General features: G+C 69.5%; 14 protein-coding genes. 11 read left to right on the top strand and 3 right to left on the bottom strand.

What is annotated here, in order from left to right:
• The first annotated feature begins 10 nt into the window (after window positions 1-10).
• The 6 genes from BIU89_RS07035 to BIU89_RS07010 all read left to right on the top strand — a co-directional run bounded on the left by BIU89_RS07035 (window position 11) and on the right by BIU89_RS07010 (window position 6492).
• Window positions 11-997, top strand: a complete 987-nt coding sequence (locus BIU89_RS07035; RefSeq protein WP_027466698.1) for a branched-chain amino acid ABC transporter permease — start codon at window positions 11-13, stop codon at window positions 995-997.
• Window positions 990-1880, top strand: coding sequence for an ABC transporter ATP-binding protein (locus tag BIU89_RS07030; protein ID WP_027466697.1), 891 nt, complete (start codon window positions 990-992; stop codon window positions 1878-1880). The genes BIU89_RS07035 and BIU89_RS07030 overlap by 8 nt, the downstream gene beginning before the upstream one ends.
• Complete coding sequence (locus tag BIU89_RS07025; protein ID WP_071245432.1) at window positions 1877-2683, top strand: ABC transporter ATP-binding protein; 807 nt, start codon at window positions 1877-1879, stop codon at window positions 2681-2683. Before BIU89_RS07030 ends, BIU89_RS07025 begins: the two co-directional genes overlap by 4 nt.
• 323 nt (window positions 2684-3006) lie before the next feature.
• Window positions 3007-3198, top strand: a complete 192-nt coding sequence (locus BIU89_RS18060; protein ID WP_027466695.1) for a hypothetical protein — start codon at window positions 3007-3009, stop codon at window positions 3196-3198.
• A gap of 226 nt (window positions 3199-3424) precedes the next feature.
• Window positions 3425-4543 carry a GuaB3 family IMP dehydrogenase-related protein gene (locus BIU89_RS07015; protein WP_027466694.1) on the top strand — a complete coding sequence of 373 codons (1119 nt, stop codon included), beginning with the start codon at window positions 3425-3427 and terminating at the stop codon, window positions 4541-4543.
• Between the two features lie 62 nt (window positions 4544-4605).
• A complete protein-coding gene (locus tag BIU89_RS07010) occupies window positions 4606-6492 on the top strand; it encodes a glycerol-3-phosphate dehydrogenase/oxidase (protein ID WP_071245430.1) in 1887 nt (628 codons plus the stop codon).
• Window positions 6493-6580: 88 nt separating this feature from the next.
• On the opposite strand, the gene BIU89_RS07005 is transcribed toward BIU89_RS07010, so the two are convergent.
• Window positions 6581-7084 carry a hypothetical protein gene (locus BIU89_RS07005; protein ID WP_071245428.1) on the bottom strand — a complete coding sequence of 168 codons (504 nt, stop codon included), beginning with the start codon at window positions 7082-7084 and terminating at the stop codon, window positions 6581-6583.
• A 75-nt stretch (window positions 7085-7159) separates the two neighbouring features.
• Here BIU89_RS07005 and BIU89_RS07000 point away from each other — a divergent pair, with 75 nt between their 5' ends.
• From BIU89_RS07000 to guaA, 5 genes are read left to right on the top strand one after another with little or no spacing between them, the layout of a single operon-like run.
• Window positions 7160-7690, top strand: coding sequence for a cation:proton antiporter regulatory subunit (locus BIU89_RS07000; protein WP_017885470.1), 531 nt, complete (start codon window positions 7160-7162; stop codon window positions 7688-7690).
• Window positions 7691-7693: 3 nt separating this feature from the next.
• The gene (locus BIU89_RS06995; RefSeq protein WP_027466692.1) at window positions 7694-9145 is read left to right on the top strand and encodes a cation:proton antiporter; all 1452 of its coding nucleotides are present in this window, start codon (window positions 7694-7696) and stop codon (window positions 9143-9145) included.
• Window positions 9146-9150: 5 nt separating this feature from the next.
• Entirely contained in the window at window positions 9151-9927 is a 777-nt protein-coding gene (locus BIU89_RS06990) for an SURF1 family cytochrome oxidase biogenesis protein (protein ID WP_071245427.1), read from the top strand.
• Between the two features lie 10 nt (window positions 9928-9937).
• Window positions 9938-10384 carry a DUF3817 domain-containing protein gene (locus tag BIU89_RS06985; protein ID WP_027466691.1) on the top strand — a complete coding sequence of 149 codons (447 nt, stop codon included), beginning with the start codon at window positions 9938-9940 and terminating at the stop codon, window positions 10382-10384.
• A complete protein-coding gene (gene guaA, locus BIU89_RS06980) occupies window positions 10381-11961 on the top strand; it encodes a glutamine-hydrolyzing GMP synthase (protein ID WP_027466690.1) in 1581 nt (526 codons plus the stop codon). Before BIU89_RS06985 ends, guaA begins: the two co-directional genes overlap by 4 nt.
• A gap of 421 nt (window positions 11962-12382) precedes the next feature.
• Here guaA and BIU89_RS06975 read toward each other — a convergent pair whose 3' ends face one another.
• Entirely contained in the window at window positions 12383-13246 is an 864-nt protein-coding gene (locus BIU89_RS06975; RefSeq protein ID WP_071245426.1) for a Bax inhibitor-1/YccA family protein, read from the bottom strand.
• 31 nt (window positions 13247-13277) lie between these two features.
• Window positions 13278-14273 (bottom strand): DUF817 domain-containing protein, encoded by a 996-nt coding sequence (locus tag BIU89_RS06970; protein WP_071245425.1) that lies wholly within the window; start codon window positions 14271-14273, stop codon window positions 13278-13280.
• Window positions 14274-14368 lie beyond the last annotated feature (95 nt).

Genomic DNA, 14368 nt, shown 5'->3' with positions numbered 1-14368 from the left:
GAGCACGCGCATGGACTACATCCTCAACCTGCTGTCCTCGCTCACCCAGGAGGCACTCGCCCCGACGACGGCCGCGTTCGCCCTGGCCGCGATCGGCCTGAACGTGCACTTCGGGCTCACCGGCCTCGTGAACATGGGCCAGGCGGCGTTCCTGCTGCTCGGCGCCTACGGCTTCGCGATCTCGATCACGAACGGACTGCCGTTCGTGATGGCGGTCCTCATCGCCCTGCTCGTCGCGATCGTGTTCGCGATCATCCTCGGCATCCCGACCCTGCGGTTGCGCGGCGACTACCTGGCGATCGTCACGATCTCCGGCGCCGAGATCATCCGCATGGTTGGTCGCTCGAGCCTGCTCACCTCGACCACGGGCGGCTCGAACGGCATCACCGGGTCGAGTTACCGCGACCCGTTCACCGCCCTCAGCCCGCTGCCCGACGGCACCACCACGATCCTGTGGTTCACGTACGCGAACAACGGCGTCAACGGCTGGTGGATCCGCATCGCGGCGTGGGCCATGGTCGCCCTGTTCACCCTGGTGCTCTTCCTGCTCATGCGCAGCCCGTGGGGCCGCGTGGTGAAGGCCATCCGCGAGGACGAGGACGCCGTCCGCTCGCTCGGCAAGAACGTCTACTCGTACAAGATGCAGGCGCTCGTGTTCGGTGGGGCGCTCGGTGCGATCGCGGGCATCATCTACGTGCTGCCGAGTTCGGTGCAACCGGACGCCATGGGCCGCTCGATGACGTTCTTCATCTGGACGGCGCTCATCCTCGGTGGTGCGGCGACGGTGTTCGGACCGGTGCTCGGAGCCGTGCTCTTCTTCGTCGTCCGGCTCTTCATCCGCACGCTGGCCGGCGACTTCATCCCCGACTCGATCATGAACGCGCAGCAGGCCGAGCAGTTCTCGTACGTGCTCGTCGGCGTCGCGCTCATGCTGCTCATCGTGTTCCGTCCACAGGGGTTGCTCGGCAACAAGAAGGAGCTGACGTTCAGTGTCTGAGACCTACGGCCACCCCAAGGCCGACCCGATCCTCACCGTCGACGACGTCACCCGCCGCTTCGGGGGCATGACCGCCGTGGACGTCGACCACCTCGAGGTCCAGCGCGGTTCCATCACGGCCCTGATCGGCCCGAACGGCGCCGGCAAGACCACGTTCTTCAACCTGCTCACCGGGTTCGACAAGCCGAGCCCGGGTGCGAAGACCCAGTTCAACGGTGCCACGCTGCAGAAGACGAGCGCGACGCACATCGCGAACAAGGGCATGGTCCGCACCTTCCAGCTCACCAAGGCGCTGTCCCGGCTCACCGTGATGCAGAACATGCTGCTCGGTGCCCGCGACCAGCCCGGCGAGAACTTCTTCGCCGCCCTGGTCAAGCCGGTGTGGGCGAAGCGGGAGCGCGAGATCACGGCCAAGGCCGAGGACCTCCTCGCCCGGTTCAAGCTCGACACGAAGGCGGACGACTACGCCGGTTCGCTGTCCGGCGGCCAGCGCAAGCTGCTCGAGATGGCCCGGGCGCTGATGTCCGACCCGACGATGATCATGCTCGACGAGCCGATGGCCGGTGTGAACCCCGCGCTCACCCAGTCGCTCCTCGGGCACATCCAGTCCCTGCGCGACGACGGCATGACCGTGCTCTTCGTCGAGCACGACATGCACATGGTCCGGCACATCTCGGACTGGGTGGTCGTGATGGCCGAGGGCAAGGTCGTCGCCGAGGGCCCGGCGGACACGGTGATGGACGACCAGGCCGTGATCGACGCCTACCTCGGTGCGCACCACGACACCGACCTGGGTGACGACTCGCTCCTCACCGAGGAGACCTTCGAGGAACTGGCGGAGGAAGTCGCCGAAGAGGACGCAGCAGAGGAGACGACCCGATGACGGACGCAACGGACCCCACGAACGCGAGCAGTGCCTCCAGTCCGTCCCCGGCGGCCACGCTGGAACGCGAGCCGGTGCTCAGTGCGAAGAACCTCGTCGCCGGCTACCTGCCGGGTGTGAACATCCTGAACGGCTGCGACCTGGACTGCTACCCGGGCGAGCTCATCGGCATCATCGGGCCGAACGGTGCGGGCAAGTCGACGCTCCTCAAGGCGCTGTTCGGGCTCGTGTCCATCCGCGAGGGATCGGTGACCCTGCAGGGGGACGACATCACGAACCTCAAGGCGAACAAGCTCGTGCAGGCCGGTGTCGGCTTCGTGCCGCAGACGAACAACGTGTTCCCCTCGCTGTCGATCGAGGAGAACCTGCAGATGGGGCTGTACCTGCGGCCCCGGAAGTTCGCCGAACGGCTCGAGGTCATCTACGACCTGTTCCCCGTCCTCGCCCAGCGGCGCAACCAGCGGGCCGGATCGCTCTCGGGTGGCGAGCGGCAGTCCGTCGCGATGGCCCGTGCGCTGATGATGGACCCGAAGGTGCTGCTGCTCGACGAGCCGAGCGCCGGACTGTCCCCCGCGCGCCAGGACGAGACGTTCCTGCGGACCCGCCGGATCAACAAGGCCGGTGTGTCGATCATCATGGTGGAGCAGAACGCGCGACGCTGTCTGCAGATCTGCGATCGTGGGTACGTGCTCGACCAGGGGAAGAACGCGTACTCGGGCACCGGGAAGGAACTCGCTGACGACCCCAAGGTCATCGAGCTCTACCTGGGGACGCTCGCCAAGGACGTCGACGCACAGCGCTAGCGCTGTCGTCGACTACGGGTACCGCTGTGGGGGTGGTATCCGTGACGGGTGGGGCCGTGCGTGGTCGCTTCGCGCCGCACGGCCCCGCTCCTGTACCCGGCCCGGAGGCGCGGCTCGCCCCGCGTCGCATGACTGTGGTCGCATGACGCCGTCGTGTTCCGTTGACGCCGCGGTCCCGTCGAGACGCCTCGAAATTCGGCGGCGTCTCGTGGGCGTGGCGGTGTCCTCCGCGGACGACGGCGTCTTCCGTTGACGACGGCGTCGCCCGTCGTACCCGGCCAGGAGGCGCGGCTCGCCCCGCGCGGGTCGGTATCGTTCCGCGGGTGCGCACCTCCGGACCCCTCGTGCTCGACGCCCTCGTCTGGCTCGTGTTCATCGCGCTCTTCGTCGGGGCGGCGTTGCTCGTCAAGGTCGCGGCCGTGCTGCTCGTCGTCCTCGTGGTGCTCGCGCTCCTGCTCGGCTTCGTGCTGCGGGCGCTCCGGAAGCGCCGGCGGGCGCCGCGGCGTCCGCGCTGACGGCTGCGTGGTGACGGCCCCGCGCTGACGGCTCCGCGCTGACGACTGCGTGGTGCGAGGTTCCGCACGTCGTGCGACCCTCGCGACCTCGCACCGGACACGGAACCTCGCACCGTACGCGGCGCCCTCGCACCGTACGCGGCAGGCCTCGCACGGTGCGAGGGCGCCCTCCGCCCGCACCGTCCGGCCCGTGCACGCCGCAGAGCCCGCCCGGTAGGCTGTCCGAGTGAGCGAAGTCGAGATCGGTGCAGGCAAGCGCGGACGTCGGGCGTACGCGTTCGACGACATCGCGGTGGTCCCCTCCAGGCGGACGCGTGACCCGCGCGACGTCAGCGTGCAGTGGTCGATCGACGCGTTCACGTTCGCGTCGCCGATCCTGTCGGCGCCGATGGACTCCGTGTCCTCGCCGGCGACGGTCATCCAGATGGGCAAGCTCGGCATCCTCGGTGTGCTCGACCTCGAGGGCCTGTGGACCCGCTACGAGGACCCGACCCCTTACTACGACGAGATCAAGTCGCTCACCGACGGCAACGTCACGAAGCGCATGCAGGAGATCTACTCCGAGCCGATCAAGGCCGAGCTGATCACCGCACGCCTGGCCGAGATCCGCGCAGCCGGGGTGCCGGTCGCCGGTTCGCTCAGCCCGCAGCGCACCCAGGAGTTCTCGAAGACGGTCGTCGACGCCGGTGTCGACCTGTTCGTCATCCGCGGCACCACGGTCTCGGCCGAGCACGTCTCCCAGACCGAGGAACCCCTCAACCTCAAGAAGTTCATCTACGAGCTCGACGTCCCGGTGATCGTGGGTGGCGCCTCGACGTACACGTCGGCGCTGCACCTCATGCGCACCGGTGCGGCCGGCGTGCTCGTCGGCTTCGGTGGCGGCGCTGCGTCGACCACCCGCGCCGCGCTCGGCATCCACGCCCCGATGGCCACCGCCGTCGCGGACGTCGCCGGCGCCCGTCGTGACTACCTCGACGAGTCGGGCGGCCGCTACGTGCACGTCATCGCCGACGGCGGGCTCGACACCGCGGGCGACATCGTCAAGGCCATCGCCGTGGGCGCCGACGCCGTCATGCTCGGCACCGCACTGGCCCGTGCGACCGAGGCTCCGGGTGGTGGCTACCACTGGGGTGCCGAGGCGCACCACCCCGAGCTGCCCCGCGGCCGCCGGGTCGAGGTGGGCACGATCGCCCCGCTCGAGAACGTCCTGAACGGCCCGACGCCGACCCACGACGGCCGCGCGAACCTCGTCGGTGCCCTGCGCCGCTCGATGGCGACGACCGGATACTCCGACGCCAAGGAGTTCCAGCGAGTAGAAGTGGTCGTGGCGCCGTACCACCAGTGACGGTGGCACCCGGGCACGACCCCGGGTGACGCCACGGCGCCGACCGTGACCCGGAGGCGACGATGGCCAAGTCCAGCACGACGAAGCAGACCAGCACGGCCGGACGTCCACGTGACGTCGCGCCCGGCGTGGGGTTCGACCCCGCGGCGAAGCTCGGCCCGGACGAACGTGCGGCCGCGATCGAGACGCTGAAGACCAAGGAGCTCGACGTCCTGGTTGTCGGCGGCGGGATCGTCGGTGCGGGCAGTGCGCTCGACGCCGTGACCCGCGGCCTGAGCGTCGGCATCGTCGAGGCCCGCGACTGGGGCTCGGGGACGTCGAGCCGCTCGTCCAAGCTCGTGCACGGCGGCATCCGCTACCTGGAGCAGCTCAACTTCGCGCTCGTCCGCGAGGCCCTCATCGAACGCGGCCTGCTGCTCCAGCGCATCGCCCCGCACCTGGTGAAGCCCGTGCGCTTCCTCTACCCGCTCAACCACCGGGTGTGGGAGCGCTTCTACATCGGCATCGGCATGGCGATGTACGACGTGTTCAGCTGGTCCGGCGGCCGTCCGCCCGGCGTCCCGCACCACCGGCACCTGAGCCGGAAGCAGGTGCTCAGGAACATGCCCGGGCTCAAGAAGGACGCCTTCGTCGGCGGCATGACGTACTACGACGCCCAGGTCGACGACGCCCGCTACGTCGCGTCGCTCGTGCGCACCGCGGCCTCGTACGGCGCCGAGGCAGCGAGTCGCGTCCGCATCGAGGGGTTCATCAAGGTCGGAGAGCGCGTGGTCGGCGCGCAGGCCCACGACATCCAGACCGGCGAACGGTTCGAGATCCGCGCGAAGCAGGTCGTCAACGCCACCGGTGTCTGGACCGACGACACCCAGGCGATGATCGGCACCCGTGGCCAGTTCAAGGTGCGGGCGTCGAAGGGCGTCCACCTCGTGATCCCCCGTGACCGGTTCCAGTCGAACACGGGCATGATCCTGCGCACCGAGAAGAGCGTGCTCTTCGTCATCCCGTGGGGCCGGCACTGGCTCGTCGGCACGACCGACACCGACTGGTACCTCGACAAGGCGCACCCGGCAGCGACCGCGGCGGACATCGACTACATCCTCGAGCACGTCAACAAGGTGCTCGCCGTCCCGCTCACCCGCGAGGACGTCGAGGGCGTCTACGCCGGACTCCGCCCGCTCCTGGCGGGGGAGTCCGACCAGACCTCGCAGCTCAGCCGGGAGCACGTCGTCGCGCACACCGTCCCGGGCCTCGTCGTGGTCGCCGGCGGCAAGTGGACCACCTACCGGGTGATGGGCAAGGACGCCATCGACGAGGCCGTCGCGGCCATGGACGGCAGGATCCCGGAGTCGACGACCGAGGACATCCCACTCCTCGGCGCCGAGGGGTACCCCGCCGCGTGGAACCGACGCGCCCGCACCGCACGGAGCTTCAACGTGCACAAGGTGCGCATCGAGCACCTGCTCAACCGGTACGGCACCCTCGCGACCGAGGTGCTGCAGCTCGTCGAGCAGGACCCGGCGCTCGCCGAGCCGCTGCCGGGGGCCGACGACTACATCGGCGCCGAGGTCGTCTACGCCGCCTCGCACGAGGGTGCTCTGCACCTGGAGGACGTCCTCGCCCGTCGTACCCGCATCTCCATCGAAGCCTGGGACCGCGGCGAATCAGCAGCGCCCGTCGCCGCGAAGCTCATGGCGGACGTGCTCGGGTGGGACCAGGAGACGACCGAGCACGAGGTCGCGAACTACCTGAAGCGCGTCGCCGCCGAACGGGAGTCGCAGCTGCAGCCCGACGACGAGAGCGCGGACCGCGTGCGGCTCGAGGCCCCGGACATCGCATTCGGCTTCGACGAGGACGACGTGGTCGTGGGCGGCGGTCGCTCGGACGGTGCCGAGGGTGCGAAGGCGTCCGACGAGCAGGTCGTCGGCGAGAAGACGAGCGAGCCGGAGTAGGGCCGACCCCGGTCGGACGCGACCGGCGTCGACGACGGGTGTCGCGCCTCCAGGCTGACGAACGGCCTGGAGGCGCGACCCGCGTCCGTCAGGCGACCCGCGGTCCCGACGTGGCCCGGAGGGCGCGCCGCCGCTCGCCGAACACGATCACCACCGGGATCGCGACCAACGCGACCAGGCTCGTGACGTACAGGACGCCGGCCCAGGCGGTGTGGGCGCCGCCGCTGACCCCGTAGCCGTCGGCGACGTCCATGCCGAGCTGGAAGCCGGCGACGAAGAACGGGACCGCACCCGCCGCGATGATCCCGAGCATCCAGGCGACGACGAAGTGCGGTTCCACTCGCCGCCACAGCGTCACCGTGGCCACCACGATCGCCAGCGCGACACCGATCGCCGCGGTGACGAGGACGGCGACGACGTCACCGCGGACGTCGAACCCCTGCCCCTCGAGGTGCGCGTGGATCGCGCCCAGCGAGGTGCCCGGCACCGCCGCGAGCGGATCCAGCACGAGTTGCTGCACCGTGAGCAAGGCCGCGTACAGCGTCACGACCAGCACCCCGACGACGGCCATGACGATCCGTGTTCTCCCCATCCACAGAACTCTAGTGAGCGGAATGCGCGGGACCACCGGGTGGTTAGCATGGGGGTACTCGAAGAGGGAGCCATCATGGTCGACGTCCATCGCGTCAAACTCCCCGGAGTCGGCGTGCTGCACAGCTTCTACACCGACGACGGTGGCAAGTGCGGTGTCATCACGCACCGGTCGGGGCACTCCGACCTCATCTCGTTCGCCGACGTCTCGGATGGCGCGGACAAGTCCGAGAAGGTCTCGCTGCGTCTCAGCGAGGACGAAGCGCACACGCTCGCCGAGCTGCTCGGCGGCACCCGGATCACCGAGGGCCTCGACAAGCTCGACGAGATCCCGGGGCTGTCCATCGACTGGTTCTCCGTCGACTACGACGACGCCATCGCGGGCAAGCCCCTCGGCGACCTGCACGACTCGGGCTTCATCGGCCTGACCGTCGTCGCCGTGGTCCGTGGCGACAGCGCCAACCCGGCGCCCTCGTCGGACTTCGTCGTCTTCCCCGGAGACACCATCGTCGTCGCCGGTTCCCCCGAGAAGGTCGCCAAGGCGTTCTCCTTCTACCGCAGCGGAGAGCTTGCGGCCGCCTCGGCCGAGGCCCCGCGGAAGAGCTAGCGCATGCACCTGGGTGGTGAGCTGCTCACCATCGGTGTGCTCTTCGTCATCGCCTACGTCCTGGGCCGGCTCGGCAAGACCATCGGTCTGCCGGCCATCCCGATCTACATGGTGGTCGGACTCGTCGCGAGTCCGAACACGCCGTGGTTCGGGCTGAGCGTCGAGTCCCACACGATCGAGCTCATCGCGACCTTCGGGCTCATCCTGCTGCTGTTCAACCTCGGGCTCGAGTTCGACCAAGAGGAGTTCTACGGCAACGCCGGCAAGCTCCTGGTGTCGGGCGGCACCTACGTCGTCATCAACATGGGCGTCGGGTTCGCCTTCGGGTTCTCGCTCGGCTGGGGCACCCGTGAAGCCCTGATCATCGCGGGCATGACGGCGACGTCCTCGAGCGCCATCGTGACGAAGCTCCTCATCGAGCTCCGGCGCCTGGCGAACGACGAGACCCCGATGATCCTCGGCGTCACCGTGATCGAGGACGTCTTCATCGCCGTCTACCTGGCGATCGTCTCCGTCGTGCTGTCCGGCGACACCAACGTCTGGGCCGTCGTCGGCAAGCTGGCACTCGCGTTCGGGTTCCTCATCGTGATGTTCACGCTCGCGCGTTTCGCGGGCAAGTGGGTCTCGAAGATCTTCGCCACCCGCGACGACGAGCTGTTCACGGTGCTGTTCTTCGGACTCGCGGTCATGTTCGGCGGCATCGGCGACCTGCTCGGCGTGACCGACGCCATCGGTGCCTTCGTCATCGGCCTGCTCTGCGGAGCGACCCGGTACCGCGACCGCATCGAACAGCTCGCCCTGCCGATGCGCGACGTCTTCGCCGCGTTCTTCTTCGTCAACTTCGGGCTCGGCCTCGACCTGTCGACCTTCGGCGAGGTGCTCTGGCCCGTCCTCGGCGCGATCGGCATGACGGTCGTGCTCAACGCGGTCGCCGGCCAGATCGTCGCGCGGATGAACGGCTTCAACGTCCAGCAGGGCATCAACACCGCCGTCATCCTGGTGAACCGTGGCGAGTTCGCGCTGATCCTCGCGACGCTGTCGGCTGCCGCCGGGCTGGAGGCGCGGATCACCGCCTTCGCGGGCCTCTACGTCCTCTGCATGGCCGTCCTCGGGCCGCTGCTCGCGGTGAACTCGGACCGGATCGGCCGCCTCGTGGTGCGCCCGGGCCGGCTCATCCGCCTGCGCGGACGCCTGGGCGGCCGACGTGCCGTCGCCGCGGCAGCCGCTGCCGAGAGCGCCGAAGCGGCCGAGGCCGAGGCGGACGCCACCGCCGCGGCGCGGAAGGCCGAGCGGGACCGCCAGTTCGCCGAGGAGTTCGCGCTCGTCGAGGCAGCTGGCAGGGACGAGCGAGACAATGAGGGGTCCGAACCGACGTCCGCCCCCGTGACGTCGCCGGTCGAGATCCCCGCCGAGCGCCCCGAGCGCCCGGTCCGACAGCGCGATCCGGAGTACTGATACAGATGTGGGCCGTTGCCCGACGACCGAGGTGGATCGCGCTGCTGTTGCTGGCGCTCGTGCTGGCGGCGGTGTTCGCCGGGCTGGGCAAGTGGCAGCTGGAGCGTTCGATCGCCAACGGCAAGCCCCTGCCGGCGACCACCGAGACCCGCCGCACGCTCGAGGCGGTCACCACCCCCGAGCGCCCCGTCAGCGAGAGTCTCGCCGGGCAGAAGGTCACCGTCACCGGGACCTTCGTCGCCGACGACACCACCGTCCTGACCGGCCGCACCGGGGGTGGGAAGTACCAGACCGTCGGACACCTGGTGGACTCGGACGGTGGGGCGAGCCTCCCGGTCGTCATCGGCTGGTCCGACCAGCGGGCGGCCGCCGTCGCCGGGGGCGAGCGCCTGGCGGACGGGCAGACGCTCACGATCCAGGGTCGCTACTACCCGGCAGAGTCGCCCGACCAGGACGCCTACAAGAAGGGCGAGTACTCCGCGGTCGCCCCCGCCCGGTTCGTGAACACCTGGCAGGCCTTCGACGACCGCATGTACCTCGGGTACGTCGTCGCCGACGGCACCACCGCGAAGGCCGCCGACCTCGGCACCATCGCCGACCGTGCACCGTCGCGCGAGGTCCAGTTCGACTGGCTCAACCTGTTCTACGCGATCGAGTGGGTCGTCTTCGCCGGCTTCGCCGTGTTCCTCTGGTACCGGTTCGTGAAGGACGCCTGGGAGCGCGAGCAGGAAGAGGAGCGCGAGGCAGCGCTCGCCACCGAAGCCGACGCGCTCCGACGGTAGGATTGCCGGCATGGCCCTGACCGTCCGAACCCGTGACATCCCCAAGATCCCGGGGGCGGTGAAGTGGTACCGCGTCTCGGCGTACATCACCGGTGTACTGCTGCTCGCCCTGGTGGTCGAGGTCATCATCAAGTACACGCCGCTGCAGCTCGAGATGCAGCTCGGCAATGGCCCGTTCTTCGTGCCCAACGGCACGGCGGGCGAGACCCCGGGCACGTTCAACCTGTCGATCGCGATCCTCATCGCCCACGGCTGGCTGTACGTGCTCTACCTCTTCACGGACTTCCGTCTGTGGAGCATCATGCGCTGGAGGCCGTCGCGCTTCCTGCTCATCGCCCTCGGGGGCATCATCCCGTTCATGTCCTTCGTGGTCGAACACCGCATGCAGCAGCAGGCCATGGACACCTACCACGAGCTGATCGCTGCCCAGCAGCGTGAGAAGGAGGCCGCTCGGTGAGCGAGACCGAACAGCGTCCCGTCCTCGTCGTCGACTTCGGGGCCCAGTACGCGCAGCTCATCGCGCGTCGGGTCCGTGAAGCGAACGTCTACAGCGAGATCGTGCCGCACTCCATCACCGCGGACGAGATCCGCGCCAAGGACCCGGCGGCGATCGTGCTGTCCGGTGGTCCGTCGTCCGTGTACGAAGAAGGCGCGCCGTCCCTCGACGGTGACATCCTCGACCTCGGCGTCCCCGTGCTCGGCATCTGCTACGGCTTCCAGGCCATGGCGACCGCCCTCGGTGGCGAGGTCGCGAACACCGGTCTGCGCGAGTACGGCGCCACCGACGTGACCCTCGCCCCCGGCACCAGCACCCTGCTCGGCGACCAGCCGGCGGACCAGGTGACGTGGATGTCGCACGGCGACTCCGTGGCCAAGGCACCGGCTGGCTTCGAGGTGCTCGCCTCGAGCGCGTCGACGCCCGTCGCGGCGTTCGCGTCCGACGAGCGCAAGCTCTACGGCGTGCAGTGGCACCCCGAGGTCAAGCACTCCGTGTACGGCCAGGCCGTGCTCGAGAACTTCCTGCACCGTGCCGCGGGCCTGCCCGGCGACTGGAACTCCAGCAACGTCATCGAGGAGCAGGTCGCCCGCATCCGCGAGCAGGTCGGTTCCGCACGGGTCATCGCCGGGCTCTCCGGTGGTGTCGACTCCGCCGTCGCCGCAGCCCTGGTGCACAAGGCCGTCGGCGACCAGCTGACCTGCGTCTTCGTCGACCACGGGCTCCTGCGTGCCGACGAGCGCAAGCAGGTGGAAGAGGACTACGTCGCCTCCACCGGCGTCCGGCTCATCACGATCGACGCCGAGCAGCAGTTCCTCGACGCCCTCGCCGGCGTGAGCGACCCCGAGCAGAAGCGCAAGATCATCGGGCGCGAGTTCATCCGCACGTTCGAGGGGGCGGCCGAGGCACTCGTGCTCGAGGCGCAGGCTTCCGACTCTGATGCCGAGGTCAAGTTCCTCGTGCAGGGCACGCTCTACCCCGACGTCGTCGAGTCCGGCGGCGGAGCAGGCACCGCGAACATCAAGTCGCACCACAACGTCGGCGGGCTGCCCGAGGACATGACGTTCGAGCTCGTCGAGCCCTTACGCACCCTGTTCAAGGACGAGGTCCGTGCGGTCGGCCGCGAGCTCGGGCTGCCCGAGGTCATCGTCGGTCGCCAGCCGTTCCCCGGCCCGGGCCTGGGCATCCGCATCGTCGGCGAGGTCACGAAGGAGCGGCTCGAACTGCTCCGCGCTGCTGACAAGATCGCGCGCGAAGAGCTCACCGCGGCCGGCCTCGACCAGGAGATCTGGCAGTGCCCGGTCGTGCTGCTCGCCGACGTCCGCTCCGTGGGCGTGCAGGGCGACGGCCGGACCTACGGGCACCCGATCGTGCTCCGTCCGGTCTCGTCCGAGGACGCCATGACCGCCGACTGGACGCGTCTGCCGTACGACACCCTCGCGAAGATCTCGAACCGCATCACGAACGAGGTGCCCGACGTCAACCGGGTCGTGCTCGACGTCACGTCGAAGCCGCCGGGGACGATCGAGTGGGAGTAGGGCTCCCCTGAGCAACGGAAGGCCCGGTACGCGTCACGCGTGCCGGGCCTTCGTGCATCCGGGGGCGGCGCTGCCGGGGTCGAGGGCGCGGGTGCTGCCGCGGGGGGGGGGGGGCGGTGCGGGCGGTGCCGGCGCGGTTCGCGGGCGCTGCCGGGTCCGTCGAGTGGTCACAACACCCCGCGAGCCCGGTGCCGAGCGGTCACGAAGTGTCGGTTGGCCCCAGCCCGGACAACACTTCGTGACCACTCGGCGGGCGACCGGCGGGGTGTTGTGACCACTGGGACCGACGCCGGGACCGCCACTCGGGCCGGGACCGCCACCGGGACCACCCCCGCCCTCCCGCCCCGGCTGCCGCCGACCACTTGCCCGGGAACGACGAAGGGCCCCGGCAGCGCCGTGGCCCTTCGCGTGTGCGGTGGTACTAGTTGCGCGCGCTGCTCGCGACGATGGCGAGGATGCGCAGGATCTCGAGGTACAGCCAGACGATCGTCATGATCAGGCCGAACGCCGCGGTCCAGGCGTAGATCCGGGGAGCGCCACGACGGACACCGGTCTGGATCTGGTCGAAATCGAGGATCAGCGAGTACGCCGCCATGACCACGACGAGGATGCCGATGATCACACCGAGCGGGATGCCGAAGATCGTGATGCCGAGTGCGCCGAACGCGGTGTTCGTCACGCCGGTCCACATCAGGACCAGGTTGATGAGCGAGAACACCATGTACCCGACCATCGCGACGAGGAAGAAGCGCGTGGCCTTCGGCGTGGCGCGGACCTTGCCCGATGCGAACAGCGCGAGCGTCACGGCGAAGACACCGAGCGTCCCGAACACCGCCTGGGTGACGATGCCACCCCAGATGGAGTTGTACGCGCCGGAGATGCCACCCACGAACAGGCCCTGGGCGAAGGAGTACGCCAGGACGAGGCCCGGGGAGGGCTTCTTCTTGAACATGTTCACGAGCGCCAGGATGAACCCGACGACGGCGCCGATGATCCAGACGACCGGCGGCAGGTTCCAACCGGCCACCGCGCCGACGACGAGCACGCCGAAGGCGAGCAGCGTCTTGACGATGGTGTCTTCGTACGACATGCGGTCGGTGTCCACCGGGGACGCAGTCGGACGGTCGTACATGTACTGCAGCTGCTCGGGGGTCATGCCGCCCTGGGCCTGCTGCGGGGTCTGTCCCCAGCCGGCCTGCTGCTGACCAGCACCGCGCCCGCCCCAGGTGTTTGCCCCCTGTGCGTTGAAGGCGGGGGACTGGTCGAAACCGGGCTTGAAGGCCATGGTGTCCTCTTCCTAGGAGATTCGAGTCCTCTCAGCCTAGGGGCGCTCGGTCGCGGAAGGCTGAGGATTCGCGGCGAGCGGACGCGGGCCCAGCGGGCCCCGACAAGGGAAGCCTAGGGTCGCCCGCTGCACGCGCGCCCCGAGGAAGTCGAGAGTCCGCCGTCGAGCCCACCCGTCTCGACGGCAGCGCCGGGTAGAGCCAGGTGACGAGCGCGACCGAGATCGTCATGAGCAGGAACCAGGCCACGATCTTCGTCGGTGCCACCGGCTGCCACACCGCGAGCTGCGCCGGGTAGCTCCACGCCCCGGCCCACGTCGCGACGTTCTCGGCCGCCCAGATGAACACCGCGACGAGTCCCATCGCGACGAGCACGGGCATCCGCAGCGTCGCCCGGTGGATCCGGACGTGCATGGTCGTGCGGGCGAAGAGCAGCAGCACGAGCGCGAGCAGCAGGTACCGGGCGTCGGCGACGAAGTGGTGGCCGAAGAAGTTCAGGTAGATCCCGCCCGCCACGACCGCCAGCAGCCACTGCCGCGGGTACCGGTCGAACCGCAGGTCGAACAGTCGGTGGACCCTGACCATGTACGACCCGACGGCGCCGTACATGAACCCCGAGAACAGCGGCACCCCGGCGAGGACGAACAGCCCTCCGGGTTCGTAGGTCCACGAGCCCATGTGGGTCTTGAACACCTCCATCGCGGTGCCGACGACGTGGAACAGCAGCACGACCCGGAGTTCGCGCACGGTCTCGAGCCCGAACACGAGCATCCCGACCTGCAGCAGCACGGCCGCGATCGTCAGGACGTCGTTCCGCATCGCCGCCGGCACGGTCAGGTGCACCACGGCCATGGTCGTGAGCAGCAGCGCCCCGAACGCGCACGCCCAGGCCTGCTTCGCGCCGAACACCAGGAACTCGGTGACGAACACCCGGACGGGCCGGTGCGGTTGGTGCCCGGCGTCGAGCAGACGGCGTGCAGCCCGGTCGATCCGGGCCTCGACGGCGGTGGAGAGCGAACGGACGGTCATGCGGTGATGCTCGGTGCCGTCCCTGGGAACGAGGGCCCCCGGAGCCACGGGTGTGTCCCGCGACACAGGCGCCACGCTGGTCACCCGCGGCAAGT

This window comes from Curtobacterium sp. MCBA15_005 (assembly GCF_001864855.1).
In the GTDB taxonomy this organism is placed as follows: domain Bacteria; phylum Actinomycetota; class Actinomycetes; order Actinomycetales; family Microbacteriaceae; genus Curtobacterium; species Curtobacterium flaccumfaciens.
The sequence above is the reverse complement of the archived record's forward strand: the minus strand, read 5'-3'. Positions and strand labels throughout refer to the sequence as shown.